Annotated in this window: 28 protein-coding genes; 10 read left to right on the forward strand and 18 right to left on the reverse strand. The window is 60.5% G+C overall.

What is annotated here, in order from left to right; all coding sequences use genetic code 11:
- Nucleotides 1-172: 172 nt before the first annotated feature.
- The 6 genes from WNZ14_RS14645 (at nucleotide 173) to WNZ14_RS14670 (ending at nucleotide 3,911) form a co-directional block, all read left to right on the forward strand.
- Complete coding sequence (locus WNZ14_RS14645) at nucleotides 173-610, forward strand: YqaA family protein (protein WP_342869382.1); 438 nt, start codon at nucleotides 173-175, stop codon at nucleotides 608-610.
- A gap of 71 nt (nucleotides 611-681) precedes the next feature.
- Complete coding sequence (locus WNZ14_RS14650; RefSeq protein WP_342869383.1) at nucleotides 682-1,050, forward strand: CidA/LrgA family protein; 369 nt, start codon at nucleotides 682-684, stop codon at nucleotides 1,048-1,050.
- Nucleotides 1,043-1,759 (forward strand): LrgB family protein, encoded by a 717-nt coding sequence (locus tag WNZ14_RS14655; RefSeq protein ID WP_342869384.1) that lies wholly within the window; start codon nucleotides 1,043-1,045, stop codon nucleotides 1,757-1,759. Before WNZ14_RS14650 ends, WNZ14_RS14655 begins: the two co-directional genes overlap by 8 nt.
- Nucleotides 1,760-1,772: 13 nt before the next feature.
- Nucleotides 1,773-2,417: a thiopurine S-methyltransferase gene (gene tmpT / locus WNZ14_RS14660; protein ID WP_342869385.1), complete on the forward strand. Its 645-nt coding sequence runs from the start codon at nucleotides 1,773-1,775 to the stop codon at nucleotides 2,415-2,417.
- Nucleotides 2,418-2,938: 521 nt separating this feature from the next.
- Nucleotides 2,939-3,388, forward strand: a complete 450-nt coding sequence (locus tag WNZ14_RS14665) for a hypothetical protein (protein ID WP_342869386.1) — start codon at nucleotides 2,939-2,941, stop codon at nucleotides 3,386-3,388.
- Nucleotides 3,389-3,461: 73 nt separating this feature from the next.
- A complete protein-coding gene (locus WNZ14_RS14670) occupies nucleotides 3,462-3,911 on the forward strand; it encodes a hypothetical protein (RefSeq protein ID WP_342869387.1) in 450 nt (149 codons plus the stop codon).
- 118 nt (nucleotides 3,912-4,029) lie between these two features.
- Here the strand turns inward: WNZ14_RS14670 and WNZ14_RS14675 are convergent, their stop codons facing one another.
- The 14 genes from WNZ14_RS14675 to WNZ14_RS14740 all read right to left on the reverse strand — a co-directional run bounded on the left by WNZ14_RS14675 (nucleotide 4,030) and on the right by WNZ14_RS14740 (nucleotide 18,063).
- Nucleotides 4,030-4,485, reverse strand: a complete 456-nt coding sequence (locus WNZ14_RS14675; protein WP_342869388.1) for a GNAT family N-acetyltransferase — start codon at nucleotides 4,483-4,485, stop codon at nucleotides 4,030-4,032.
- 99 nt (nucleotides 4,486-4,584) lie between these two features.
- Entirely contained in the window at nucleotides 4,585-4,818 is a 234-nt protein-coding gene (locus WNZ14_RS14680) for a formate dehydrogenase subunit delta (RefSeq protein WP_342869389.1), read from the reverse strand.
- 7 nt (nucleotides 4,819-4,825) lie between these two features.
- Complete coding sequence (fdhD, locus tag WNZ14_RS14685) at nucleotides 4,826-5,653, reverse strand: formate dehydrogenase accessory sulfurtransferase FdhD (RefSeq protein WP_342869390.1); 828 nt, start codon at nucleotides 5,651-5,653, stop codon at nucleotides 4,826-4,828.
- 30 nt (nucleotides 5,654-5,683) lie between these two features.
- Nucleotides 5,684-8,569 (reverse strand): formate dehydrogenase subunit alpha, encoded by a 2,886-nt coding sequence (fdhF, locus tag WNZ14_RS14690; protein WP_342869391.1) that lies wholly within the window; start codon nucleotides 8,567-8,569, stop codon nucleotides 5,684-5,686.
- A gap of 5 nt (nucleotides 8,570-8,574) precedes the next feature.
- On the reverse strand, nucleotides 8,575-10,131 hold the full coding sequence (locus WNZ14_RS14695) for an NADH-quinone oxidoreductase subunit NuoF (protein ID WP_342869392.1): 1,557 nt from the start codon (nucleotides 10,129-10,131) through the stop codon (nucleotides 8,575-8,577).
- Complete coding sequence (locus tag WNZ14_RS14700) at nucleotides 10,128-10,607, reverse strand: formate dehydrogenase subunit gamma (RefSeq protein WP_342869393.1); 480 nt, start codon at nucleotides 10,605-10,607, stop codon at nucleotides 10,128-10,130. Before WNZ14_RS14700 ends, WNZ14_RS14695 begins: the two co-directional genes overlap by 4 nt.
- 93 nt (nucleotides 10,608-10,700) lie before the next feature.
- Nucleotides 10,701-11,597, reverse strand: a complete 897-nt coding sequence (locus tag WNZ14_RS14705; RefSeq protein WP_342869394.1) for a LysR family transcriptional regulator — start codon at nucleotides 11,595-11,597, stop codon at nucleotides 10,701-10,703.
- An 84-nt stretch (nucleotides 11,598-11,681) separates the two neighbouring features.
- Complete coding sequence (locus WNZ14_RS14710; protein ID WP_342869395.1) at nucleotides 11,682-12,017, reverse strand: 2Fe-2S iron-sulfur cluster-binding protein; 336 nt, start codon at nucleotides 12,015-12,017, stop codon at nucleotides 11,682-11,684.
- A 14-nt stretch (nucleotides 12,018-12,031) separates the two neighbouring features.
- Complete coding sequence (locus WNZ14_RS14715; protein ID WP_342869396.1) at nucleotides 12,032-12,526, reverse strand: DUF934 domain-containing protein; 495 nt, start codon at nucleotides 12,524-12,526, stop codon at nucleotides 12,032-12,034.
- A 34-nt stretch (nucleotides 12,527-12,560) separates the two neighbouring features.
- Nucleotides 12,561-14,231 (reverse strand): nitrite/sulfite reductase, encoded by a 1,671-nt coding sequence (locus WNZ14_RS14720; RefSeq protein ID WP_342869397.1) that lies wholly within the window; start codon nucleotides 14,229-14,231, stop codon nucleotides 12,561-12,563.
- A gap of 10 nt (nucleotides 14,232-14,241) precedes the next feature.
- Complete coding sequence (locus tag WNZ14_RS14725) at nucleotides 14,242-14,565, reverse strand: DUF2849 domain-containing protein (protein ID WP_342869398.1); 324 nt, start codon at nucleotides 14,563-14,565, stop codon at nucleotides 14,242-14,244.
- A gap of 10 nt (nucleotides 14,566-14,575) precedes the next feature.
- Nucleotides 14,576-16,024 carry a siroheme synthase CysG gene (cysG, locus tag WNZ14_RS14730; RefSeq protein ID WP_342869399.1) on the reverse strand — a complete coding sequence of 483 codons (1,449 nt, stop codon included), beginning with the start codon at nucleotides 16,022-16,024 and terminating at the stop codon, nucleotides 14,576-14,578.
- Between the two features lie 174 nt (nucleotides 16,025-16,198).
- Complete coding sequence (locus tag WNZ14_RS14735; RefSeq protein WP_342869400.1) at nucleotides 16,199-17,410, reverse strand: MFS transporter; 1,212 nt, start codon at nucleotides 17,408-17,410, stop codon at nucleotides 16,199-16,201.
- A gap of 29 nt (nucleotides 17,411-17,439) precedes the next feature.
- Nucleotides 17,440-18,063 (reverse strand): TetR/AcrR family transcriptional regulator, encoded by a 624-nt coding sequence (locus tag WNZ14_RS14740; protein ID WP_342869401.1) that lies wholly within the window; start codon nucleotides 18,061-18,063, stop codon nucleotides 17,440-17,442.
- A 121-nt stretch (nucleotides 18,064-18,184) separates the two neighbouring features.
- Here WNZ14_RS14740 and WNZ14_RS14745 point away from each other — a divergent pair, with 121 nt between their 5' ends.
- The 4 genes from WNZ14_RS14745 (at nucleotide 18,185) to amyA (ending at nucleotide 21,892) form a co-directional block, all read left to right on the forward strand.
- Nucleotides 18,185-18,772, forward strand: coding sequence for a nucleoside deaminase (locus WNZ14_RS14745; protein ID WP_342869402.1), 588 nt, complete (start codon nucleotides 18,185-18,187; stop codon nucleotides 18,770-18,772).
- A gap of 96 nt (nucleotides 18,773-18,868) precedes the next feature.
- Entirely contained in the window at nucleotides 18,869-19,279 is a 411-nt protein-coding gene (locus WNZ14_RS14750; protein WP_342869403.1) for a GFA family protein, read from the forward strand.
- Nucleotides 19,280-19,449: 170 nt separating this feature from the next.
- Entirely contained in the window at nucleotides 19,450-20,268 is an 819-nt protein-coding gene (mazG, locus tag WNZ14_RS14755) for a nucleoside triphosphate pyrophosphohydrolase (protein WP_342869404.1), read from the forward strand.
- A gap of 136 nt (nucleotides 20,269-20,404) precedes the next feature.
- Nucleotides 20,405-21,892 (forward strand): alpha-amylase, encoded by a 1,488-nt coding sequence (gene amyA / locus WNZ14_RS14760; RefSeq protein ID WP_342869405.1) that lies wholly within the window; start codon nucleotides 20,405-20,407, stop codon nucleotides 21,890-21,892.
- Nucleotides 21,893-21,924: 32 nt separating this feature from the next.
- Here amyA and hflX read toward each other — a convergent pair whose 3' ends face one another.
- The 4 genes from hflX to trkA form a co-directional block, all read right to left on the reverse strand.
- Entirely contained in the window at nucleotides 21,925-23,343 is a 1,419-nt protein-coding gene (gene hflX, locus WNZ14_RS14765) for a GTPase HflX (RefSeq protein ID WP_342869406.1), read from the reverse strand.
- On the reverse strand, nucleotides 23,318-23,566 hold the full coding sequence (gene hfq / locus WNZ14_RS14770; protein ID WP_047030051.1) for an RNA chaperone Hfq: 249 nt from the start codon (nucleotides 23,564-23,566) through the stop codon (nucleotides 23,318-23,320). Before hfq ends, hflX begins: the two co-directional genes overlap by 26 nt.
- A 372-nt stretch (nucleotides 23,567-23,938) precedes the next feature.
- On the reverse strand, nucleotides 23,939-25,408 hold the full coding sequence (locus tag WNZ14_RS14775; RefSeq protein ID WP_342869407.1) for a potassium transporter TrkG: 1,470 nt from the start codon (nucleotides 25,406-25,408) through the stop codon (nucleotides 23,939-23,941).
- 4 nt (nucleotides 25,409-25,412) lie between these two features.
- Nucleotides 25,413-26,810 carry a Trk system potassium transporter TrkA gene (trkA, locus tag WNZ14_RS14780; RefSeq protein ID WP_342869408.1) on the reverse strand — a complete coding sequence of 466 codons (1,398 nt, stop codon included), beginning with the start codon at nucleotides 26,808-26,810 and terminating at the stop codon, nucleotides 25,413-25,415.
- Between the last annotated feature and the right edge of the window lie 19 nt (nucleotides 26,811-26,829).

Consider the following 26,829-nt stretch of genomic DNA (forward strand, 5'->3'; position numbering starts at 1 on the left):
TGTTAATCAAGAAATAGCCCCTTCCCTCTTAACTCGTTGAAAAAATAATGTTTTGGAGAGCAGCAAGACGGCCACCACGCAGCCAGGAAACGGGCACTAGGCGGCGCGCCATGATTTCTATAGGCAGGAGCTGAATGACAGTTGGACTTCCTTGCCAAGGGCCCGCTCCCGCATGATCGATTTCGCCGCCTATGGCAGCCTGTTTCTCGCGGCTTTTCTGGCCGCCACGCTGATCCCTGCCCAATCGGAGAGCGTTCTGACCGGGCTGATCCTCGCCGGTGGACAGCCTGTCGGTCTGCTTGTAGCGGTTGCGAGCCTCGGCAATATCCTCGGCTCCCTGGTAAACTGGCTGATAGGTCGCGGGGTCGAGCAGTTTCGCGAGCGGGCATGGTTTCCTGCCAGCGAAAAGCAGCTCGAGCGGGCGCAACAGCAATACCAGCGCTTTGGCTACTGGTCTCTGCTGCTCGCCTGGGTGCCGTTCATCGGTGATCCGCTGACGCTGGTGGCTGGCATCATGCGCGAACCCTTGTGGCGGTTTCTGGCTCTGGTCTCGATCGGCAAGATCGGACGCTATGTGGCGCTGGCAGCGGGCATCGGCGCGCTGTCATAAACGGCTGGGGCGCACACGTGAAATCTGGCAATATCTCCACTCAAGCCCCCTCGCCTGACAGGTGTTCGCCCATGCTATCTGCCCTGACACTCATCCTGACCTGCCAGTTGGTGGGCGAACTGGTCACAAGATTTCTGGGCCTGCCGCTGCCCGGCCCCGTTGCGGGCATGGTGCTGCTGTTTGCGCTGCTGGCCATCAAGAGAAACGTGCCCAGGGATGTTGGCGTTGTGGCCGACACGCTGCTCAAGAACCTCGCACTTCTGTTCGTACCCGCCGGTGTCGGCGTCATGGCCCATTTCGGCCTGCTCGGCCAGGACTGGCTGCCGATCTCGGTCGCGCTGGTCGGCTCGACGCTTGCCACCATCGCCGTCACCGGGCTGGTCATGTCCCGGCTTGCCCGCGCCAGCGCAGCAGGCGACGGAGACGCGAACAATGGCTGACATGAACGAAGTCTGGGTCTATCTCAGCGCCAGTCCGCTGATGTTCCTCACACTCACGCTGGCTGCTTTTCAGGCCGGAACATGGCTCTATGATCGCTCCGGCCACAAGCCTTTTCTCAATCCGGTGCTGACGGCGGTGATCCTTGTGGTTGGACTGCTGACACTGAGCAACACGAATTACGAGACCTATTTCGAGGGCGCGCAGTTCGTGCATTTCCTGCTCGGCCCCGCCACCGTGGCGCTGGCGATCCCGCTCTACCGGCAATTTGACCGGGTGCGCCGCTCGGCACTTGCCTTGATCACCAGCCTGCTCTGCGGCTCGCTGACGGCAATCGGCACCGCCACCGGCCTCGGCTGGCTGCTCGGCGCAAGCCGCGAAACGCTCATGTCGCTGGCACCGAAATCGGTCACAGCGCCCGTTGCCATGGGCATCACAGAGCAACTGGGCGGCCTGCCGTCGCTGACGGCGGTGCTGGTGATCCTGACCGGAATTCTTGGCGCCATCCTCGGCCCGCCGCTGCTCACCCTGATCGGCGTGAAAGACCAGCGCGCCCGCGGTCTGGCGCTCGGCACCGCGAGCCACGGCATCGGCACGGCGCGGGCGCTTCGGACCAATGAACTGGCTGGCGCCTTCTCCGGCCTTGCGATGGGGCTCAACGCGCTGGCGACGGCGATCCTGCTGCCGATATTGTGGCGGCTGTTTTTCTGAAAAGGGCGTTTGAATGGAACATGATTTTTGGCACGAAAGATGGGAAAGCAACCGGATCGGTTTTCACGGTAGCAAGCCCAATCCATTGCTGGTTGAGCATTTCCATGCGCTTTCATTGACTGCGGGAGCCCGGGTCTTTGTTCCTTTGTGCGGCAAGACCCTCGATATCCACTGGTTGTTGTCACAAGGCCACCGCGTTGCCGGGGCGGAACTCAGCGAACTGGCAATCCGGCAATTGTTTGAGGAACTTGGCGTGGAACCGGACATTTCCGACCTCGGAGATGTGAAGCGCTACAGCGCCGATGGAATCGACATTTTCGTTGGCGATGTGTTTGCTCTTGCCAAGACTATGCTCGGTCCCGTCGATGCGGTCTTTGATCGTGCCGCCCTCGTGGCTCTCCCTCAAGACATGCGACCGTCTTATGCACCGCATATTGCCAACATCACCGGCCACGCGCCGCAACTGCTGATCAGCTTCGAGTACGATCAGTCCCTCTTTGACGGCCCGCCGTTCTCAATCGAAATCCAGGAGCTGAAAACGCTTTATGGCGGAAGCTACCAGCTCTCATCTCTGGCACGGGTGGATATCGCCGGAGGCATGAGAGGCGCTGACGCAACGGAAAATGTCTGGCTTCTCAGTCAACTGATGATCGGATAAAGTTGTTCTCTTTCAATCCGGGCTTTAACTGGTCCGGGATTTCGGCAATCTTTGCGGATGGAAATGGACGTTCTGCTCGCTTGCTATCCGCATTCCCGCTCATGTCCCCCCTGCCCTTGGTCCTTGACCCTTGAGCGCGGTCACCATCGGCTCCGCCTTGTCGTGGGTGCATGGCAATCCGAAAAGGGCTGCATCGGAAACGTGATCTTTGCTCTGCTGCTGGCAGCTCTCTGGATCGCCAAAAGACCCCATTTGCAACAGTTGCCAACAACAGCAATGCAAGTGAACCGGCCAAGCCAGGTGATGATCACCGCCTCCCGGCTGAACTTCCGTCTCCCAATGTAGTACCTATGATGATGCAGCTCTGCGGTTGCAGAAAATGCCACGTTGCGAGCCGGCAAGCCGGCCGTTCAGTTTGCGTTCAGGTGCTATACAGCTAAATGTAGTTGTTGATTTGGAGCGCCATTTATTGCGGTTTTTCAATCATCTAATTGAAATCTTACAGTTATGGGAGACAACACATGTCCATCAAACGAATTTTCAGCGCGGCGATTATTGCCACAACAATCGTGGCGGCAGGCACCACCACAGGTTTTGCTCAAGGTGGCAATGACCCGATCTCCGGCATTGATATCATCGTCAAGCTTGATCCGAGCAGTCAGCCCATCAAGCCGTTCACAGTCGGCAAGTCATCGATGAATCGTCTCAACAGCCTCAACGGCGATGACCGTGCAGGCTATCTGATGGGCCTGATTGCAAAGCGCATCGACGCAGACAAGGGCGTTGTCCGCAATGGTACGGCTGCCCTTCGCAAGAGGATTTGCAGCAAGTGCGAAATCGGACGCGAGGTCAACGTGAAATTCAAATCCGGCAAGACGACCTACAGTGTCGCACTCAAGCTCTCGGGCATTGGCAAGGGAGCGGCCATGAAACCGGCACTCTCCAAGAAAGCCAAGAAGATCGGTGAGTGAACAGCCAGACAAAATCATGAATTCCAGCGGTGCCGGGAATCTGGCGCCGCTTGGCGATTACAGGAGAAAAGATATGTCCATCAAACGAGTTTTCAGCGCGGCGATTATTGCCACAACACTCATGGCAGCTGGCACCACCGCAGGTTTTGCTCAAGGTGGCAGCGATCCGATCGTTGGCATCGACATCATCATCAAGAAAGACCCAGGCAGTCAGCCGATCAAACCGTTTTCAGTCGGCAAGTCATCGATGACTCGTCTCAACAGCCTCAACGGCGATGACCGTGCGGCCTATCTGATGGGCCTGATTGCAAAGCGCATCGACGCCGACAAGGGCGTTGTCCGCAACGGTACGGCTGCCCTTCGCAAGAAGATTTGCAGCAAGTGCGAAATCGGGCGTTCGATCAATGTCAAATTCCAGTCCGGCAAGACGACCTACAGTGTGATGCTCAAGCTCTCGGGCATCGGCAAAGGAGCTGCCATGAAACCGGCACTCTCCAAGAAAGCCAAGAAGATCGGTGAGTGAACAGCCAGACAAAATCATGAATTCGGGCGGTGCCGGGAATCTGGCGCCGCTTGGCATCAATCGCTCCACAAATAAAAGGTTCTGGTTCAGCGAGACGAATTAAAATGCGGCATATAGGTCAAAGCGTTTTTTCCATCTGAGGCAAGAGGCGCCCTGCTATCGATCCAGATGGCGCCTCCCCCGTGACCACACACCCCATGCGCTCATAGAAACTCACCGCGTTTGGGTCGGCATCAAGCCGGATCTTGAAGGCTTTGGCGGCCCTGGCTCTGTGTTCGAGGCTGTCCCAAAGTGTGCGACCGATCCCGCGCCCCTGAAACCCGGGATCAACAAACAGCGGGTCCACTTCGGTGATAGCGTTTTCGGGCGGCCAGAGACCGAAAAAACCGACGATCCCGCCATCATCGGTTTCAGCGACCCACACGTCACGCTGTGCCAGCGCGTCTTCGTCAATCGTCAATTCATCGCGGCAGGCTTCCATGAAGGAGCTGCTGTAGCCATGAGAGGCTTTGGATCGCATCACCAGTTCAGTCAGAAGACCCGCGTCATCAAGCCTTGCTTTTCCAATACGCATCGGTCAACTCCCTATGCCGGTCTGCGCGAGCAGCCTGAATTGTCGCAAATATAGGCTTCTCAGGAAAGGCATTCTCGGGACGCAAAAAATCTGTTTTCCTCAGCCGGCAGTCCCAACCTTCTCCGGGCGATTAATCATCCCCAGCGCCGCCACCACCATCGGCTTGAAGCCCTCGGTGCTCTCGTCCGAGATCTCGAACAGCTGCGTCCGCATCCTCGGGTCCCAGAACTTGTTGATGTGGTCGGCGACGCCTTCGACTTGCTCCGCTTCGGGCTGTGAGGCGAAGAAGGTGGCGATCTGGTTGGCCTGGTAGCGCATTTTGTCAGGCGACATCGCTTGTTTATCCTTGTGCTATCCGGTCTGTCTTTATCCGGTCCATATGGGTGAAGATTTCAAAATCAGCGCCGCGGGCGATGCTGACCAGCGTCAAGCCAGCGGCTTCCGCCGTGCGAACGGCAAGCGCTGTCGGCGCTGACACCGCGATCAGCAGTCCGGTGCCGGCGATCACCGCCTTCTGCACCATGTCGACCGAGACACGGCTGGTGACCACGATTGCGCCGTCCGCCGCATTTGAGCCCGACCGCGCCAGGGCGCCGATCAGCTTGTCGAGCGCATTGTGGCGGCCGACATCCTCGCGCACGCACAGCATGCCTTCACCAGGACGATAGAAACCAGCCGCATGCACAGCGCCGGTTTCAGCCCTCAGCTTCTGGTGCATAGACAGCGAACGGACAGCTTCGCGGACATCGTCGGGACCGAAACTCAGATCAACCATCTTCCGGTCCGGCAGGGCCCGGAGCGCCTCTTCGATCGATTCAATGCCACACAGGCCGCACCCCACGGGTCCGGCCATCTGGCGGCGGCGAGCGGAGAGCTGCGCCTGAACGCCTTCAATGAGCTGCATCTGAACATCAAAGCCCTGATCCGCCTCGACAATTTCGACAGACAGAATGTCAGTTTCAGACCGGACAATGGCTTCTGACAGCGCAAAACCGACGCCGAAATCGTGCAGATCGGCAGGCGTCGCCATCATCACGGCCTGGGTGGAGCCACCAAACGACAGGGCCACAGGCACTTCCTCGGGCAGCGCCCGGGAGCCGGGCGTGGCCACCCCTGCCCGGACCGCGATCCGGGAGACTGTGGCCGTGCTCGGGCTGCTTTGCGTCATCATCGGGTCCTTCAACGCGTGGGCTGCCGCCTATTCGGCAGGCTCAAGCGCCTCTTCAGTGGCAATCCGGCGCGACTGTTCGGCATGCGCTTCGTAGTCCTCCTGCCAGACTGTCGGTCCGTTCGACGGTGTCACCTGCACCGCGGTCACCTTGTATTCCGGGCAGTTGGTCGCCCAGTCGGTAAAATCGGTGGTGATCACGTTGGCCTGTGTGCCGGGGTGGTGGAAGGTGGTGTAGACCACGCCGGGCGCCACGCGTTCGGTGATGGTGGCACGCAAGGCGGTCTCGCCAGACCGGCTCGACAGCTTGACCCAGTCATCCTGATTGACACCGCGCTGCTCGGCGTCGTGCGGGTGGATTTCGAGCCGATCCTCTGCATGCCAGGCTACATTTTCGGTGCGCCGGGTCTGCGCGCCGACATTGTACTGGCTCAGAATCCGGCCGGTGGTCAGCAAGAGCGGGAAGCGCGGACCGGTACGCTCGTCAGTCGCCACATACTCGGTGCGGATGAACTTGCCCTTGCCACGGACGAAGCCGTCGAGATGCATGACCGGCGTGCCGTCAGGCCTGGCTTCATTGCAGGGCCACTGCACCGAGCCCTTCTCTTCCAGCAACTGATAGCTCACACTGGCGAAACTTGGTGTGGAAGCTGCGATTTCATCCATGATTTCAGATGGATGGCTGTACTCCCAGTCTAGGCCCATGGCCTGCGCCAGCTTCAACGTCACTTCCCAGTCGGCGAGCCCGTTCTTCGGGCTCATCACCTTGCGCACCCGGTTGATGCGGCGCTCGGCATTGGTGAAGGTGCCGTCCTTCTCGAGGAAAGTGGAACCGGGCAGGAAAACATGGGCGTAATTGGCGGTCTCGTTCAAGAACAGGTCGTGGACGACGACGCATTCCATCGCCGCAAGCCCGGCCTGGACATGTTTGGTGTCGGGGTCGGACTGGAGAATGTCCTCGCCCTGGATGTAGATTCCGCGGAACGTGCCATGGACTGCGGCATCAAGCATGTTGGGAATGCGCAGGCCGGGCTCGTGATCAAGCTCAACGCCCCAGAGTTTCTCAAACACATCGCGGGCTTCCGTGCCGGAGATGTGGCGGTAGCCGGGCAGCTCATGCGGGAACGAGCCCATGTCGCAGGCGCCCTGCACATTGTTCTGGCCGCGAAGCGGGTTCACACCGACGCCGGGCCTGCCGATATTGCCGGTGACCATGGCGAGGTTGGCGATCGCCATCACGGTGGTCGAGCCCTGGCTGTGTTCGGTAACGCCGAGGCCGTAATAGATCGCACCGTTGCCGCCGCGGGCATAAAGCCTGGCAGCACCGCGCAACTCTTCCGCCGGCACGCCGGTGAAGACTTCGGTGGCTTCCGGTGAATTGGCGGGCTCGACAACAAAGCTGGCCCAGTCCTCGAACTCCGACCAGTCGCAGCGCTCGCGGATAAAGGCCTCGTCAAACAGGCCTTCGGTGACGATCACATGGGCAAGTGCGGTCAGCACGGCGACATTGGTGCCGGGCTTCAAAGGCAGATGATGGCTGGCCTCGACATGGGCCGAGCGCACCAGGTCAATGCGGCGCGGATCAATAACGATCAGCTTCGCACCTGCCCTCAAACGCTTCTTCAGCCGCGAGGCAAACACCGGGTGGCCATCGGTCGGGTTGGCGCCAATCAGAATAACCACGTCGGTGTGTTCAACCGAATCGAAATCCTGGGTGCCGGCCGAGGTACCGAAGGCCTTGCCGAGGCCATAGCCGGTCGGCGAATGGCAGACGCGGGCGCAGGTGTCGACATTGTTGTTGCCGAAGCCGGCGCGCACCAGCTTCTGCACCAGGAAGGTTTCCTCGTTGGTGCAGCGCGACGAGGTGATGCCGCCGATGGCGCCCTTGCCGAACTGGTACTGGATGCGGCGGAATTCCTTGGCGACATGGGCGAAGGCTTCTTCCCAGGTCACTTCGCGCCACGGATCGGTGATGTTTTCGCGCACCATCGGATTGAGAATGCGGTCCTGGTGGGTGGCGTAGCCCCAGGCGAAGCGGCCCTTGACGCAGGAATGGCCGCGATTGGCCTTGCCGTCCTTCCACGGCACCATGCGGACGACTTCCTCGCCGCGCATCTCCGCCTTGAACGAGCAGCCGACGCCGCAATAGGCGCAGGTGGTGACCACCGAATGCTCGGGCTGGCCGATCTCGATCACGGATTTTTCCTGCAGCGTCGCAGTCGGGCAGGCCTGCACGCAGGCGCCGCAGGACACGCATTCGGAATTCATGAAGCTCTCATGCATGCCGGGCGAGACGCGGCTTTCAAAGCCCCTGCCCTCGATGGTCAGCGCGAACGTGCCCTGCACTTCCTCGCAGGCCCGCACGCAGCGCGAACAGACGATGCACTTGGCCGGATCATAGGTGAAATAGGGGTTGCTCTCGTCTTTCGCCATGTAGCGCGAATTGGCTTCGCCGTTCTGCCGCGCTTTGACGTGGTTCTCGCCGTCGTAGCCATAGCGCACGTCGCGCAGGCCAACCGCGCCGGCCATGTCCTGGAGTTCGCAATCACCATTGGCAGCGCAGGTCAGGCAGTCGAGCGGATGATCGGAGATATAGAGTTCCATCACGCCGCGGCGGATGTCCTTCAGCCGACCTGTCTGGGTGTGGACCACCATGCCTTCGGATACAGGCGTGGTGCACGACGCGGGCGTGCCGTTGCGGCCTTCGATCTCGACAAGACAAAGCCGGCAGGAGCCGAAGGCATCAACCATGTCGGTGGCGCAGAGTTTCGGCACCTGAATACCCGCTTCCATCGAGGCGCGCATCACCGACGTGCCTTCGGGCACCTCGATTGTGTTGCCGTCAATGATCAGGCGAACGGTCTTTTCAGCGGTGGAAGCCGGGGTGCCGTAGTCAATTTCCTGGATCAGCGTCATAGCGTTCACTCCGCGGCCTGGGATATCTGGGCAGGACGAAAATCATCGGGAAAATGCGTGAGCGCGCTCATCACCGGATAGGGCGTGAAACCGCCCAGCGCGCAGAGCGACCCGAACTTCATCGTATTGCAAAGATCTGTCATCAATGTGATCTGGCTCTCGGGCTCAATACCGTCGCGGATCTTGTCGGCAACCTCGACGCCGCGGGTCGAGCCGATGCGGCAGGGCGTGCACTTGCCGCAGCTTTCCACGGCGCAGAATTCAAAGGCAAATCGCGCCTGCTTGAGCATGTCGGCGGTGTCGTCAAACACCACGATGCCCGCATGGCCGATCAGCCCGTCTTTGGCGGCGAAGGCTTCATAATCAAACGGGGTGTCAAACAATGCGCGCGGGAAATAGGCGCCGAGTGGTCCGCCCACCTGCACCGCCTTGACCGGACGACCGGTCGCGGTTCCGCCGGCGATGTCGTCAATCAGTTCGCCCAGCGTCATGCCGAAGGCCGCTTCGAACAGCCCGCCATGTTTTACGTTTCCTGCAATCTGGATCGGAATGGTTCCGCGCGAACGGCCCATGCCGAAATCGCAATAGTGGGCTGCGCCCTTGTCCATGATGATCGGAACAGAGGCGAGCGAGATGACGTTGTTGATTACCGTCGGGCGACCGAGAAATCCCTTGTGCGCAGGCAGCGGTGGCTTGGCGCGGACAACGCCTCGGCGGCCTTCGAGGCTTTCGAGCAGGGCTGTTTCCTCGCCGCAGACATAGGCGCCGGCGCCAACACGAATTTCCATGTCGAAGGCAAAAGCCGACCCAAGCACAGAGGCGCCGAGAATTCCGGCCTCGCGGGCAATCTCGACGGCGCGGTTCATCACCCGGATGGCGTGGGGGTATTCGGAGCGCAGATAGACATAGCCTTTAGTCGCGCCGGTCGCGACACCGGCAATTGCCATACCCTCGATCAGCACGAAGGGATCACCCTCCATGATCATGCGGTCGGCGAATGTGCCTGAATCGCCCTCGTCGGCATTGCAGACGATGTATTTCTGCGGCCCCTGGGCTTCCAGCACGGTCTTCCACTTGATGCCGGTCGGAAACCCGGCGCCGCCGCGTCCGCGAAGGCCCGAGTCTGTGACCTGAGCGACGATGGCTTCCGGAGCCATGGCGACGGCGTTGGTCAGACCGGTCAATCCCCCATGATTGCGGTAATCGTCAAGCGACAGCGGATCGGTTACGCCACAGCGTGCAAAGGTAAGTCGTGTCTGACGTTTGAGGAACGGGATGTCTTCCGTCGCGCCAAGGCTCAGCGGATGATCGCCGCCTTGCAGCAGACCCGCTTCGAGCAGGCTGTCGACATCGGACGGCTTGACCGGACCATAGGCCACCCTGCCCGCGCCGGTCTCGACTTCAACCATCGGCTCAAGCCAATAGAGGCCGCGCGAGCCGTTGCGGATGATTTCCGCATCAAGACCACGTGCCTTGATGGCGTCGGCCATCCGTTTCGCCAGCCGGTCACCGCCAACAGCCAAAGCCCCGGAATCGCCGGGAATGTAGATCTTCACGCTCATGCCTGCACCGCCTTTGCCAGATGGTCGACCATGTTGGCATCAAGCCGCCCCATGACTTCGCCATCGACCATCGCGGCTGGCGCACAGGCGCAAAGCCCGAGGCAATAGACAGGTTCAATGGTAACCTTGCGGTTGGCGCTGGTCTCATGCCAGTCCAGCCCGAGAAGCCCAAGGAGCCGTTCGGCCAGCTCATCCCCACCCATCGACTGGCAGGCTTCAGCCCGGCACAGCTTGATGACATGGCGGCCCGCTGGCGCCTCGCGGTAGTCATGATAGAAGCTGACCACGCCGTGAACTTCGGCCCGTGACAGGTTCAGGCCACTGGCAATCACCGGGAGAGACGCCTGCGGCACATAGCCGAACTCGCTCTGAATATCATGGAGAATGGGCAGCAGTGGACCTTCGAGCGGCTTCAGCCGTCCGACAATCGCCTCGGTTCGCGCGGCGATTTCTGCCTCTGCGCTGCGTGATTCCATCCCAAAGTCCTCCGACGGCCTGACAGAAACCGCACTAGGCCGGGAACAAGAGCTTCAATCAAGAGAGCATATCCGTGGTGCGATAGAAAATTTCTATCGATCGGACAGGGCTTTGGCGAACACCCTCGCCTCGTGCAGCAAGGCCGAGACGATCGGCGTGTGCGGCTCGCGCGGGGCCGCGATCATGCCGACGATGTGATGCGCGTCAGGCTCAATGATGGGGATCGACCTGATGTCACCGCCGAAGCCGAGGGTTTCGGCCAGATTGACCGGCATGATCGAGGCCCATTTGCCGGTTCTGATGTGGGAAAACAGCACGATCATCGAGTTCGATTCCAGCGTCGGCTTGGCCGTCGCGCCGGCTTCAGCCAAATGCTGGTTGATGATCCGGCGGTTCTGCATGTCAGGCGTCAGCAGGCACAGCGGCAAGGCTGCCACCTCTGCCCAGGTCACCTCAGCGCGGTCGGCATATTGCTGGCCATGCGAGGTGATCAACTGATAGCGCTCGGCATAAAGCGGCACGGTCGCGACACGGCCGGTCGGCTCGTTCTCGAGATAGCTGATGCCGACATCGATTTCGAAGTTTTCCAGCCGCGAAAGCACCTGATAGCTGGTGCAGGACGTCACGGACAGTGTCACCGCCGGATGCTTTTGAGTGAAGGCGACAGTCAGATCTGTGACCATGTAGGTGGCGGTCGGAATGACAGCAATGCGGGCGTGGCCGGACAGGCCCTTGCGGGCGGCCTTCATCTCCTCGCGCATGGTGCGGGTGTCACCGACAATGCGCCGCGCCCATTCCAGCACGCGCTGGCCTTCCGGCGTCAGCCCCTGAAAGCGTGAACCTCGCTGGACCAGAGTAACACCGAGTTGGTCTTCAAGCTGCTTCAGTGACGCCGACAATGTCGGCTGCGTGACGCCGCATTCCTGCGCCGCGCGGCCAAAATGGCGCTCCCGGGCCAGCACAATGAAGAATTCGAGCTTGTCGATCATGACCGGCAAACTCGCATGCAGCCACGCGTGGCGCAAGAAGCGCCAACGACGTCGCTATATCGGGTTTGCGCCGCTCGAACCCGCTCAGGCCGCCGCGCGGTCTCCGTCCTCGGTTCCCGGCGCCAGCGTCACCTCGAGGCCGTCAAGTTCCTCGCTCATCAGCAACTGGCAGGACAGTCTCGAATTGTCGCGCACGTCAAAAGCCTGGTCGAGCATGTCTTCTTCCTCGGCCTCGATCGGGTGCAGCTGATCGGTCCAGTCAGGCGCCACATGCACATGGCAGGTGGCACAGGCGCAGGCGCCGCCGCATTCGGCCTTTATATTGAGGCCCCAGTCTCTGATGATCTCCATCACGCGGAACCCTTCAAGCGCTTCCAGCGTATGGCGGGTACCGGTCTGGTCGGTGACGTGAATATGCATGGCTTGGCCCCCTTTCAGCCGTTGAGGATGGCGGTGCGGCGCCAGCTGTAGCCAGGCCCATCCGCGGTTTTGTCCGCCGCTGGCTGGTAATGCAGGTCAATGCCCGGCAGACGCTTTTCGACAAGCCGCTGGATCGTCGGCGCGTGGTCGACCTCGAAACTGTCGAAGCCTGTCCGCAGCATCAGCGGCACCTGATCGAGCAGAACCGTGCCGACCGCCCTCAGCGTTCCCTTATAGCCAAGCCGTGTTCTCAGCAGCATGGCCTGGGAGAACCCGCGGCCATCACTGAAGGCTGGAAACGTCACAGCAACGATCTCCACACGGTCAAGGATCGGCGCCAGCGCGCGCACGTCATCGGCCGGCTGCAACACCACGCCGAAGGCGGCATTGTCCTGCGCATGGTCGAGAGCCTCGGCCAGCGGCAACAGCTTTGGCCCATCCTCGGCGGCGGAGCCCGAAACCCATGGATCGTTCTCGACAATCCCGTCTTGTGTCCAAATGACAGTCATCAATTCTCTCCGGCCCTCACCAAGGGGGCTTGTCTCAGGCGGCTTCAGCTTCGCTGCTGTAAAGCGCTGTCTTGAAGGGTTCGGCGCCGATGCGGCGATAGCACTCGATGAAAATCTCATCCGCTCCTGTCCGGTTTGCGAGATAGGTGTCGACAATGGTCTCGATCGCATCGGTGATCCGATCGGGTTCGAAACCACGGCCAATGATCTCGCCGATCGAGGCATTCTCGTCACCCGATCCGCCGAGCGAGATCTGGTAGAGTTCCGCACCCTTCTTCTCAACACCCAGAATGCCGATATGTCCGACATGGTGGTGGCCGCAGGCGTTGATGCAGCCTGAAATCTTGATCTTCAGATCGCCGATATCCGCCTGCCGTTTCAGATCGCCAAAGCGGTTGGAAATCTCCTGCGCCACGGGGATCGAGCGGGCATTGGCAAGCGCGCAGTAATCAAGCCCCGGGCAGGCAATGATATCGGTGATGAGGCCGGCATTGGCCGTTGCCAGTCCGTCCGCCAGAAGCGCACGGTAGAGCGGCTCGAGGTCGGCCAGCGCCACATGCGGCAGCACCAGGTTCTGCTCGTGGGTGACCCGGATCTCGTCATGGCCAAATTCTTCGGCGAGCTTTGCTACCGCGTCCATCTGATCGGCAGATGCGTCGCCCGGAATGCCGCCAATGGGCTTGAGCGAAATCGTCACCATGGCGTAATCCGGATGCCGGTGCGGCGCGACATTGCGGCCGACCCATGAGGCAAAGCCCGGATCGGATTTTTTCCACGCAGCCAATTCACCCCAGCCTTCGGCGCGGGCCGCGAGTTCGGGCGGAGCAAAATAGGCGTTGATCGCTGCAATGTCGGCTGCCGGCAGCTTCAGCTCGCCGTCCTTGAGATGCAGCCACTCGGCCTCGATCTCCTGGCTCAGCTTCTCGACACCGGTTTCATGCACCAGGATCTTGATCCGCGCCTTGTACTTGTTGTCACGGCGGCCGTGCAGATTGTAGACCCGCATAATTGCCGTCGTGTAGGTCAGCAGATCGGCTTCAGGCAGGAAGTCCTTGACCTTCTTGGCAAGGATTGGCGTGCGCCCCTGCCCGCCACCGATCCAGACAGCAAAGCCAAGCCGGCCCTGATCGTCCTTTTTCAGCTGCAGGCCGATGTCGTGCACCTGAATGGCAGCGCGGTCGCGATCCGATCCCGTTACCGCGATCTTGAACTTGCGCGGCAGGAAAGAGAATTCGGGATGCACTGACGACCACTGCCTCAGGATCTCGGCATAGGGCCGCGGGTCGGCCACCTCATCGGCAGCCGCACCAGCGAAATGATCGGCGGTGACATTGCGGATGCAATTGCCCGAGGTCTGGATGGCATGCATCTCGACTTCGGCCAGTTCGTTGAGGATAGCGGGCATGTCGGACAGTGCCGGCCAGTTGTACTGGATGTTCTGTCGCGTGGTGAAATGGCCGTAGCCGCGGTCATAGACGCGGGCGATGTGGGCCAGCTTGCGCATCTGCCGACCGTTGAGCGTGCCATAGGGAACGGCAACGCGCAGCATGTAGGCGTGCAACTGCAGATAGACGCCGTTCATCAGCCGGAGCGGCTTGAACGCATCTTCCGAAATATCGCCGGAAAGCCGGCGCTCGACCTGGTCGCTGAACTGGCTGACGCGGGCCGCCACGAAGGCGTGGTCGAATTCATCGTAACGGTACATGACTGGGTCCTTAAGCGGCTTGCGAGACCCGCGCGGCGGAGGCCGGCGCGTAGTCAATGGACGGCCCTTGGGCGCGGATGCGCTCACGCAAGCGGAAAGGCCGCGGGCCGCTTTCTGTCTCTTCGATCTCGATCACGTTGACATCGACAACACGGTTGTCGGCCAGCGCCTGCCGACCAGCGGCTTCAATCGCCGCCACAGCATCCTCGTGCCGCGCCAGAAACGCGTCCCTGAGAGAGACCACCCATTCGCCATCTGCGCCGAGCCAGACAGAGATGCCGTCGGTCAGGCGGTTTGCAGTGAGAACCTTGGTCTTGAAAGATGCGGTTTTCATCGTGGCCTCCTCAGGCAGCTTGGGTTTGGCTGGCGGGCTTGGCAGAAGTCTGCTGGCCCGCTGCAATGGGTGTGGAGTTTTCAAAATTGGCGCCGGCGACCGCGTCGCCGATGACGACCATGACCGGACCGGCAAGCTCGGAGCGGTGTTCCAGTGCGGGAAGATCGGCTAGCGTGCCGTGAAACAGCCGCCGGTCGCCGCGCGAGGCGTTCTCGACAATTGCCACGGTCATGTCGGCGGGCAGTCCGGCGTCGATCAGCCGCGTGGCGACGCTGGCCGCCACCGTCCGGCCCATATAGACGCAGAGCGTGGCACCCGAGACTGCAAGTCTTGCCCAGTCGGGCAATGCGGCACCGGTCAGATCATGGCCGGTGGTAAAGACCAGCGATGATGCCACGCCGCGGAGTGTCAGCGGCAGTTCGAAATCGGCGGCGGCAGCAAGGGCGGAGGTGATGCCCGGAACGATCTCGAATGAGACGCCCGCATCGCGCAGCGCCGCCATTTCCTCGCCGGCGCGGCCGAAAACCAGCGGATCGCCGGATTTGAGCCTGACCACGCGCTTGCCTTCACTGCCGAGCCTGACCAGCAATTCATTGATCTCGTGCTGGCTTTTGGAATGGCAGCCCTTGCGCTTGCCCACCGAAATGCGCTCGGCATCACGGCGCCCGAGCGCTACCACCGTTTCAGGCACCAGCGCGTCATAGACGATCGCATCGGCTTCCATCATGGCGCGCTGGGCGCGAAGTGTCAGCAGATCCTCGGCGCCAGGACCTGCGCCGACCAGCCAGATGTGACCCGGCACAGGTTCGCGGCCACGCAGCATGCGGGTGGCGGCGCGTCTTGCCAGCGAGATATCGCCATTGTCGACATGGGTTGCAACATCGGCCTCAAAGAAGCGACGCCAGAACCTGCGACGGGCAACACCGCGTGGCAACAGTCGGTCGACGGCAATGCGGTAGTCCTGGGCGAGACGGGCCAGCGTTCCAAGTGACGGCGAGAGCATCTGGTCGATGCGGGCGCGGATCATCTGCGCCAGAACCGGGCCTGCGCCTTCGGTACCGATCGCAATCGCCACCGGAGCGCGGTTGACCAGCGCCGGGGTCAGGAAATCGCAAAAGGCGGGCTGATCGACTGCATTGGCAGGAATGCGGGCCAGCCTCGCAGCTGCAACGATCTCGCGGTCGAGCGCGGCATCGCCGGTGGCGGCAAACACCAGCGTCGCGCCTTCCAACTGAGTCTTGGAAAACGATGCGCGGACAAGCTCGTAGCCTGCCTTGGCCAGATAGGCCGAATAGTCATCGGCGGGATCGTCCGCATAGGCCACAACCCTGGCTTTCGTATTGGCCAACAGCCTTGCCTTGGCATAGGCCTCCTCGCCATTGCCGAACACAGCAACAGCCTTGTCCGCCACGCGGAAGAACGCTGGGAATACGCTGAGTTTGTCGGTGGCGGCAGCCATATTGCTTCACACTCCTTTGATGTGTCTGCAATATCGCGGTTCGGCCAAGCGAAAAGAAGGAACAAAAGTTCATGCCGCCAAGGCGCGGTACATTCCTATGCTAAGAGACCTTGGCTTGGCAGAAAAACTGACCGGCGCGGGATCGACGCCGGTCATCAAAGCGATCAAATCGCCTTATCCGCGTCGTTCGGTGGCAAATCCGGCCAGAGCCAGAACCGGCAACGTAGCGCCGATCATTGCGGCCGTTGGCCAGCCACCATGGGCAAAGGCCCAGCCACCTACTGCAGACCCGAAAGCGCCACCGGCAAAGAACGTTGCCATGAAGATGCCGTTGATCCGGCTTCTGTGTTCGGCGCTGAGGCCATAAATGGCGCGCTGCCCGACAACGAGATTGGACGTCACCCCGAAATCGAGCACGATTGCCGCCAGCACGAATACACCCAGTGCAAACAGGGAGCCCTCACCGACCACAAGCGTCACCAGAAAGGCGGACGCGACTGCGAGCATTGAGAATAGGGTCACCCGATGGATCCATCCCTTATCGGCCCAGTGTCCCGCAATCGGTGAGGCAATCGCACCAGCGGCTCCTGCAAGCGCAAACAGCGCGATGCCGTCCTGACCAAGCCCGAACCCGGGGCCGGCCAGCACCAGTGGCGTAACCGTCCAGAACAGGCTGAACGCGGCAAAAAGGCAGGCTTGATACAACCCACGGCGGCGAAGAACCGGTTCATTGACAAAAAGATGGCCCAGCGAGGCAATCAGCGCCGGATAGCTCATGCGCGACTGCGGAACCCGCTTCGGCAACAGGAACGCCAGAATCACTCCGATCGCCATCATGGCAACCAGCGAGAAGATAAAGATCGCGTGCCAGGAAAACAGATCCGCCATGAAGCTTGCCAGCGGCCGCGACAGCATGATGCCTGCCATCAACCCGCTCATGACGTTGCCGACGACCCGGCCGCGTGATGCTTCGGGCGCGAGGTGGGCTGCAAAAGGAACCAGAACCTGCACCGCGACCGAACCGATGCCAATCATCAGGGAAGCGATGAGAAATGGTGTGGCAGTTTCCGACAGCGCGCAGCCAAGTGCGGCCAGACCGGCAACTGCGGTCAGGATCAGAACCAGCTTGCGGTTTTCAACCAGATCGCCAAGCGGAACAATGAACAGCAAGCCAAGCCCGTAGCCTATCTGGGTCAGGGTGACCACCAGGCCGGTTGCCGCTTCCGACATGCCGAGCGACTGGCCGATGGGACCAGCCAGCGGCTGTGCGTAATACAGGTTGGCGGCAATCAGTCCGCAGGCGGCGGCAAAGAGCAGCGTGAGCAGACCTGAGAGCGGCCGGCTCTCTTCGGCAACCGCTGTCGCCGAAGCTGAAGGTAATGTCATCGGATATCTCCAGATGTGAGGAACAAAGATCAGCCGATGGCGCGCATCGCAACATCGACAACAAGAACCATCTCCTCCTCACTGCGTCCCGTCTTTCCAACGACACGCATACCCTGCTGGACACAGACGATCATGGCGGCAGCCGCACCCACGTCCATGTCCGTTCTGATCGAGCCATCCGCCTGCCCCTCCCGGATCAGCGTCTCGACAAATTCGTCATTGGTGGCGATCGAGCGCCGCACCTTGTCTGCGGCCTCCTGATCAACCGCTGCAAGCTCAGTGGTCACGCCCACGATCAGACAGCCCTCTATTCCCGCAGGCCCGCTCGAAGCGGCTGCGTAGAAATCCAGCAACCGCTTGAGCTTGTCGCGACCGCTCGCGCCCTGCCCCACCGCGTCATCGCGCAACCGGTTGCGCACTGTCTTGTAGCGATCGAACGCTGACAGCAGAACGCCCTTCTTGTCACCAAACGCCTTGTAGATGCTGCCCGGTGTCAGGCCCATGGCGGCAGTCAGTTCGGAAATAGAGGCGGCATGATAGCCACGCTCGGAAAACACCACGATCGCCTGGTCGAGCGCCGCATCAACGTCAAAGTTCCGTGGCCTGCCGGGTCCACGGATTGTATCGTCAGTCACTTGCGTTGTTTCAGTCATGCGTGCCTAATTAGGAAATGATCGTTTCCAAATCAAGACAAAAATGACTCCGGGTCCAATTTACAGGCACAAGTGGCCACGCTACCCTTGGTAAAAGTCTTAATTGCAAGGATTCCCCAAATTGGAAAATGACAATCTCGCAGCCCGGCTGCTCGAAGTCATGGAGAATGACATTCTGCCGTTGACCAATTCCGGGGTGGATGGAGGCGCCAAGGTCTTTGGTGCGGCCTTGCTGCGCAAATCAGACCTTTCGCTGGTCATCGCCGGAACCAACAACGAGATCGCCAATCCGCTCTGGCACGGTGAAGTCCATACGCTGAAGCAGTTCTATGAACTGGCCGAGCGTCCGGACACAAAGGATCTCATCTTTCTCTCGACGCATGAGCCCTGCTCGATGTGCATGTCGGCGATCACCTGGGCGGGCTTTGACAATTATTACTATTTCTTTAGCCATGAAGACAGCCGCGACGCCTTTGCGATCCCGCACGATCTCAAGATCCTCAAGGAAGTCTTCGGGCTGGAACCAGGCGGCTATCAACGCAGCAATGCCTTCTGGAAAAGCTTCTATATTGCCGACATGATTGCCACGGCGGGCGAAAACGCGCGAGCAGAGTTGTCGAAACGCGCCGACCTCATCCGGGGCGAATATGCGCGGCTGTCAGGCATCTACCAGTCAACCAAGGACGACAACGCCATTCCGCTGAACTGACCCTTCCAAACTCGGCGTTTTGGACCGGACCGGCCGTCGAGGCCGGTCATTCGCCATCGCCAAGCCAAGTCATTTTCAACCCGAGACACAACCATCATGACAGCACCCATTTCCGGCTCGTGCCTTTGCGGCGCCGTCCGCTTTCAGATCGTGGGCAAACTCGAGAGCTTTTTCCTCTGCCACTGCCGGCGCTGCCAAAAGGATACGGGATCGGCCCATGCGGCCAACCTGTTTTCCACAACGGCCGCGCTCGACTGGATTATCGGCAAGGATATGGCGAGAACCTTCCGGCTCCCGGGCACGCGGCACCAGAAGAGTTTCTGCGCGGAATGCGGCTCCGCCCTGCCCTCCGCCGATGCCGACAGCGGGTTGCTGGTCGTCCCAGCCGGAAGCCTTGACGATCCGGCCACCATCCGCCCCAACGCCCATATCTGCGGCGATGCGCGCGCGGAGTGGGACCACGACCTTGAAAGCGTCCCTGTTCTTCCCGGTCTGCCGGGCTCCTGACTTTTCAGATTGAAACAGGCGGATTGCAACAGTCGGCCATTGATCCGGCAGAACTTGCCGTGATGCTTTCCGCATGGAGCGACCAAGCGGCCAGTGACAGAGTTGTGGACAACGGCACCGGCGACGGCGGGACGGTCGCGGGCGCTCCCCGGCTCGGCTAAGCTCTTTGTATGAAACCATCACGCGACATTTCCGGCCTTATCGACATCATGGCGGCACTCCGGCACCCCGAGACCGGGTGTCCGTGGGACATCAAGCAGGATTTCGCTTCGATCAAGCCCTACACGATCGAGGAAGCCTACGAGGTCGCCGACGCGATCGAGCGCAATGACCCCGAGGATCTCTGCGATGAACTCGGCGATCTGCTGCTGCAGGTGGTGTTTCATGCCCGCATGGCCGAAGAGCAGAAGCTGTTTTCGTTTGAAGACGTGGTCGAGGCGATCACCCGAAAGATGATCCGCCGTCACCCGCATGTGTTCGAGCGCTCGGAGGCCGACACGCCGGACAAGGTCAAGGCGCAATGGGCCGAGATCAAGGCAGAGGAAAAGGCCGAACGGCGAGCACGCCGCGCAAAGCGTGGCTTGCCTGAAGTCGAGGCGCCGGGGCAACTCACCGATGTACCCCGCGCCCTGCCTGCCCTGATGGAAGCGCTGAAGCTGCAGGACGCCGCATCAAGAGTGGGCTTTGATTGGGGAGCTGCAGGCCCCGTGCTCGACAAGATCGAGGAAGAAATCACCGAGTTGCGAGCCGAGATCGCCAGCGGCGAGATTGAAAAGGCAGCCGGCGAGTTGGGCGATGTGATCTTCGCCGTGGCCAATCTGGCGCGGCATCTGAAGACCGATCCCGAGGATGCGCTGCGCAACACCAACACCAAATTCCGCAACCGCTTTGCCTATATAGAGGCCGGCCTGGCGAACCTGGGAAAAACGCCCGGCGAAGCCACGCTCGACGAGATGGAAGCGCTGTGGCAGGCCGCGAAGACGCCCTAACAGCCCGCCCCTCAATCCGACATAAATGCCCCTCGGCGTTTGAGCGCATACCGCCCGGGCGAAACGCTGGGCCCCATGCAACCTTTCACCCCGGCAACCGTTGCTGCAGGTCATTGTCCAGCGCTTCGAGGTTTCCATGGCCGGTCGCACGCTTCTGCAGTTCTTTCATTGGTATTTAGCCGACGGCGGAGGTCTCTGGGACGAGGTCGCAGACAAGGCACAGGCGCTCGCCCAAATGGGCGTGACGGACGTGTGGCTGCCACCAGCCTACAAGGGAGCTGCCGGCGGCTATTCGGTGGGTTACGACACCTACGACCTGTTTGATCTCGGCGAGTTTGACCAGAAGGGCACGGTCGCCACCAAGTACGGCGACCGCCAGGCCCTTGAACGCGCCACCAATGCGCTCAAGGATGCGGGCGTAAGCGTCATCCACGATGTCGTGTTCAACCACAAGATGGGGGCCGACGAGAAGGAGCCCGTCCGTGTCCGCCGGGTCAATGCTGAGGACCGGCGGCAGATCGAAGACGAGGAATTCGAGGCTTTGGCCTATACCCGCTTCACCTTTCCAGGGCGCGGCGGAAAACACTCGGAATTCATCTGGGACCAACGTTGCTTCGGCGGCGTAGACCATGTCGAAGATCCCGACGAGGATGGCATCTTCAAGCTCGTCAATGAGTATGGCGACGGCGAGTGGAACACTGAAGTCGACCAGGAAAACGGCAATTTCGATTATCTGATGGGCAGCGATGTCGAGTTTCGCAACCGAGCCGTCTATGAAGAACTGAAGTTCTGGGGAAGATGGCTGGCTGATCAGGTGCCGGTCAACGGGTTCCGGCTTGATGCCGCCAAGCACATTCCGGCCTGGTTCTTCCGCGACTGGATCGGGCACATGCGCGACAGCGTTGATCAGAAGCTGTTTGTGGTCGCCGAGTACTGGCACCCGGATACAAACGCCCTGAAAGCCTATCTCGAGCTGGTCGACCAACAACTCATGCTGTTTGATGTTGGCCTGCACTATCGGTTCCACGACGCTGCGCGCGAAGGCGAAAACTTCGATATGCGCACGATTTTCGACGGCTCGCTTGTAGCCGAGGTGCCTGACCACGCCGTCACTCTTGTCGACAATCACGACACCCAACCGCTGCAATCCCTCGAGGCTGCGGTCGACCCCTGGTTCAAGTCGCTGGCTTACGCGCTAATCCTGTTGCGTGAGCAGGGTGTCCCCTGCATTTTCTATCTCGACCTTTTCGGCGCGCGGTATACCGACAAGGGTGGCGATGGCAATAACTACGAGATCGAGATGCCGGCGGTCGAATGCCTCCCAGCACTCGTCACCGCACGACGCCGTTTTGCCAATGGCCCACAGACAGATCTGTTTGATGATGCTGGTTGCATAGGCTTCATTCGCCATGGCACCGCGGAGGCCCCTGGCTGCGTCGTCGTGATGAGCAACGGGCCGGAGAGGTCCAAATGGTTTGATCTCGGGCCGGATCACGGAGGCCGGTCCTACCGGGATTTTATTGGGCACAGGCAGGATGAGGTGACGACTGACGGTGACGGCAAAGCGGAGTTTCCGGTCAATGGCGGCAGCGTGAGCGTCTGGGTGCGCACGGAACTCGTCTAAACACCACGCTTTTATGAAACCGAGTACTGAGCCTAGAAATCAGTCTCGGGCTTCGGTCCAAGACCAAGCTGCCTGTCGAGGTCATTGCTGTCGGAGACGGTGAACTCGGCGATGATCTCGACCGAGCCGTCTTCGTGGTCAATGCGGTCCTTGACGCGGCCGCGTTCATAAATCCAGGACATGACCTGCAGTTGATTGGAGCCGAGCCGCACTGTCCGGGTGGTCAGTTCACCTGAAATGCGCGCCTCGATGACGGAGAGCAGTGTGCCGACGCCGTCGCCGTTCAAGGCCGACACCACGATGGCTTCGCTTGATCCGGCGCGCGATCTCAGTCCCTCGGCGGCATCTGCTTCCAGCAGGTCAACCTTGTTCCAGACTTCCAGCATCCGTTTTGGCCCGCTCTCGCCAACGCCAAGGCTCTTCAGGATCGCCTCGACATCGTCAGCCTGTGAGGTGCGGTCGGGGTCGGACATGTCGCGCACATGCAGAATCAGGTCGGCCTCCACCACCTCTTCCAGCGTCGCCCGGAAGGCTGCGACCAGATGGGTGGGAAGACTGGAAATGAAACCAACCGTATCGGACAGGATCACGGTCGCGCCATGCGGCAACTTCATGCGCCTGAGCGTCGGGTCGAGCGTGGCAAACAGCATGTCCTCGGCCAGAACTTCCGCGCCGGTCAGCCGGTTGAACAGCGTCGATTTGCCGGCATTGGTGTAGCCCACGAGCGCCACGATCGGGTGCGGCACCTTCTTGCGCTTGGCGCGATGCAATTGCCGGGTGCGGCGAACCTGATCGAGTTCGCGTTCGAGCTTGATGATGCGGTCCTGCAGCAGTCGACGGTCGGCCTCGATCTGGGTTTCGCCCGGTCCACCCATAAAGCCACCGCCGCCGCGCTGGCGTTCAAGGTGGGTCCAGCTGCGAACCAGACGGCCCTTCTGGTAGTTGAGGTGGGCGAGTTCCACCTGCAGCACGCCTTCCTTGGTGGAAGCGCGGCGTCCGAAGATTTCGAGGATCAGGCCGGTGCGGTCGATCACCTTGACCTTCCACTCGGTTTCCATGTTGCGCTGCTGCACAGGTGTCAGCGGATGGTCGACAATGACCAGCTGCGAGCCGGTCTCTTCGATCAGCGCCAAGATCTCGAGCATCTTGCCCTTTCCGAAAAGGGTAGACGGCCTTGGATCGGAAATGGGGACTATGAGAGCTTCGGCGACCTCGAGGTCGATGGCGCCGGCGAGGCCTATCGCCTCTTCCCTGCGATTGGAGTCGGGGCGCTTGACCACGTTGCCGCCGTCGGGGCCACTGCCGGGCGCAGCATTGCGCGTACGCAACGCCGGAACAAGCACGATTGCGCGGGTGACGCCGGACTTGCTGTCCGCGTCGTTGAAATTGCCAGAGCTGTCAACGGTTTCGATTTTAGTTTTCCTGTCAGGCGCCGGTTGCGGCGTCCTCATTTTCAAACATCTGCACAGGCTGGCTTGGCATGATGGTGGAGATCGCGTGCTTGTAGACAAGCTGCGAATGACCATCGCGTCTCAACAGGACACAGAAATTATCAAAAGACGTGACCACACCGGTCAGCTTCACCCCGTTGATCAAGAAGATCGTCAGGGAAATTTTCTGCTTCCGAACCGTATTGAGAAAAAGATCCTGCAGGTTTTGTGAACGCTCCGCCATTGCGCCTTTTCATCCGTCTTTTTATTGCCTGCTACATGCAGGTCATTACCGCACTTGTCCGGTCCTTGCTGACACTCGCCTTTCCCACAAATGGAAAAAGGCGCACCGAAGCCATAAGGGCTTACGTTACGTCAAGTCCCGAACATTCCCACTCCCTCTGACAGACAGATAAGGTCGTCTTGCCGCTGACAGAAATTCGCTTGTCCGAACAACTAATAGAAGACCATTGTTGCAGGGGTTTGTAAACACTTGTTTTTGCGGGCGCAGTACGGCGCCACCTTTTGGACGTCCCGCTATGAGGGATCCATTGGGTCCGTCCTGCGATCACAGGTAGTGCCAATCGAGCCGTCGCAGAGGCAGCAATTGGTGATTCTAGCGGCTCATCCAGTAGCGGACATTGAGCACCGCAAACACAATCATGACCTCCAGCCGCCCCAACGTCATGATCAACACAGCGGTCAGCTTTGCCGAGATCGGCATGGCCTGGAATTGCGGCCAGACCTGATTTGCCGGCGCCGTGACGTAGGACGGTGGAATAAGCGCCTCATAGGCCGGTCCGGCATTGGAGAAAAATGCGATCGCCATGGTGATGCCGCCTTCGAAGTCGGTGGCCTGGAAGGTCAGCGCCATGGCGCCGAAGGCCACGATCAGCAGCGACAACGAGAAATAGGTCCAGATCGCCCGCATGCTTTGCTCATCAATGATCTGCCGGCCAAAGCGCAGATTGGTGACACTGCTGGGATAGATCAATTGATTGAGTTCGCGGGCGGAATGGACCGCCATCGCGACAACCCGGTAAATCTTGAAACCGCCGGTGGTCGAGTAGATGCCACCGCCGACAAGCACGATCATCAGCACGATGATATCAGGCCAAAGTGCTATGACCCCGGGCCGGCTCTCGATGCCGCTGGTGGCGACAAGCGACGTCGAGGCGAGCAGGCTTTCGATGAAAATCGGGCCAAGGTCCGCCCCGCCCGATACCGCGGACAGGCGCGCGGCATAGAGAACCGCGACCCCGAGTATCACGATGGCAATCACCACGATCTCCGGATTGCCTGTAAAAAACTGCTTTGGCGCGCGCAGCAGCCGCCTGCGCCAGAACACGCTGACCGTGCCGATCATCAGGCCGATCGCCAGCACCAGCTGCGCCAGCGGACCGGCATGATTTTCCAGTGCACCTTCAAACGGCAGGAAGCCACCGGTGGCAATCACCACCATCGACAGCATCGCCGAATGGGGACCGTTCACACCGGCCAGCATGAGGCCCACAAAAATGATGAAGGTGATGAGGGCGTATTGTCCGAGCACTTCGCGGAACTCGCCAAGGTCGATGGTCATGTTGCTGGCATTGCCGGTGATGATGCGCCGGTCGCCAGCCGGCAGACCGCCGAATCCGCCCGGCGCCAGCACATGGATGATCGACAACAGCGTCAGGAAGCCGCCATACCACTCGATCGAGGCGCGCCAGAACAAAAGCGCCTGCGGTGTGGTTTCGCGCGACAGAAGCGTCGCGCCCGAGGTGGTAAGCGCCGAGACTGCCTCGAACCAGGAATCAACCCAGCCAAGCCCTGCGAGCGTCTTGAACGACACCGCGGCGATCATCGGCACCAACACCCACATCGCCACCAGTGCCACATAGCCCGACGCCCGACCCAATCGCCGTTCGAAGCCCGAGATCGCCCCGAGAACCATCAGGGCTGCAAAAACACCCAACGCACCGACGAGCAGCATCGACAGGGCGAGATCACGCATGCCATCGGCAATGGCAAACAGCACAGCGGGGACGACAAGCGTGAAAAGACCCGCAACCGCAACTGCCAGAACGTGCAGTATACCGAGCATGGGCTCAGAAAAACTCGAGGCTTACACGGAACATCTGCTCCACATGACGCACCGATTCGACCGCCGCGAACATCACCACCCGGTCTTTCGCCTTGATCTTGACCGAGCCATCCGGACGCAGCACCTGCTTGTCACGATAGATGGCGCCGATGCGCACACCATCGGGCAGATCAAGGGCGCGCAGCGGCTTGCCGACCAGTGGAGAGGTTTCCAGCGCTTCCGCCTCGATCACTTCCGCAGCACCCTTCTGCACCGAGTAGACCGCACGAATGCGGCCACGGCGGACATGCTGGAGAATCTTGGAAATGGTCACCGCACGCGGGTTGATATGGGCGTCGATCCCAAGCGTCTTGGTGAACGACTGGTAGGACGGATTGTTGATCAGGGCCAGATTGGCCTTGCAGCCCAATCGCTTGGCCATCACCGATGACAGGATGTTGACCTGATCGTCATTGGTCAGCGCCACCATCAGATCCGCGTTCTGGATATCGGCTTCGACCAGAATGTTCTGATCGAGTGATGATCCATTGAGCACGACGGTGCGCGAAAGCGAATCTGCGATGGAAACGGCTCGGCCGCGGTCGGCCTCGATGATCTTGACCTTGGTCTTTGGCTGCCGGTCTTCGATGGCTGCCGCCACGTAATAGCCGATATTGCCACCACCGGCGATGACGATACGCCCGGCCTCCTGCTCCTCGTGACCAAACAGGCCAAGCGTGCGGCGGACATGATCCTTGTCACACACGACATAGGCCAGATCACCGGTCTCGAGCTGATCGGACGAATGCGGCACAAAGAGTTTCTCATTGCGCCAGACGCCAACCACGGTGGCGAGCAGGTCGGGAAACAGTTCACTCAACTGCACCAGCGGCGTGTTTACCACCGGGCAATCCTCAAGGCACTCGATGGCTACCATCGCAACCTTGTCATCGGCAAAGCGGACAGCGTCTGTCGCACCCGGCAGCGCGATCCGGCGCAGCACCATCTGGCCGACCTCGACTTCGGGCGAGATGATCACATCGATGGGCATGTGGTCGCGGGAAAACAGATCGGCCCAATGGGATTTCAGATAGGACTGGGCGCGGATGCGGGCGATCTTGGTCGGCACATTGAAGATCGAGTGCGCGACCTGACAGGCCACCATGTTGATCTCGTCATAGAGCGTGACCGCAATGATCATGTCGGCCTGATCGGCACCAGCCTGAGCGAGCACGTCAGGATGGGCTCCGTGCCCGACATAGCTTCGCACATCAAGCGTGTCGCGGATTGCCTGGACAAGCGTGGCGGAGGTGTCGATCACCGAGACATCGTTGTCCTCGGCTGCCAGCCGCTCGGCGATGCCGTAACCGACCCGTCCCGCACCGCAAATGATGACTTTCATTGCTGACCCCTTAAGCGCCAATCCGTTTGCGCGGCCAAGA

This window comes from Hoeflea sp. AS60 (genome assembly GCF_038900115.1).
Lineage (GTDB): Bacteria > Pseudomonadota > Alphaproteobacteria > Rhizobiales > Rhizobiaceae > Hoeflea.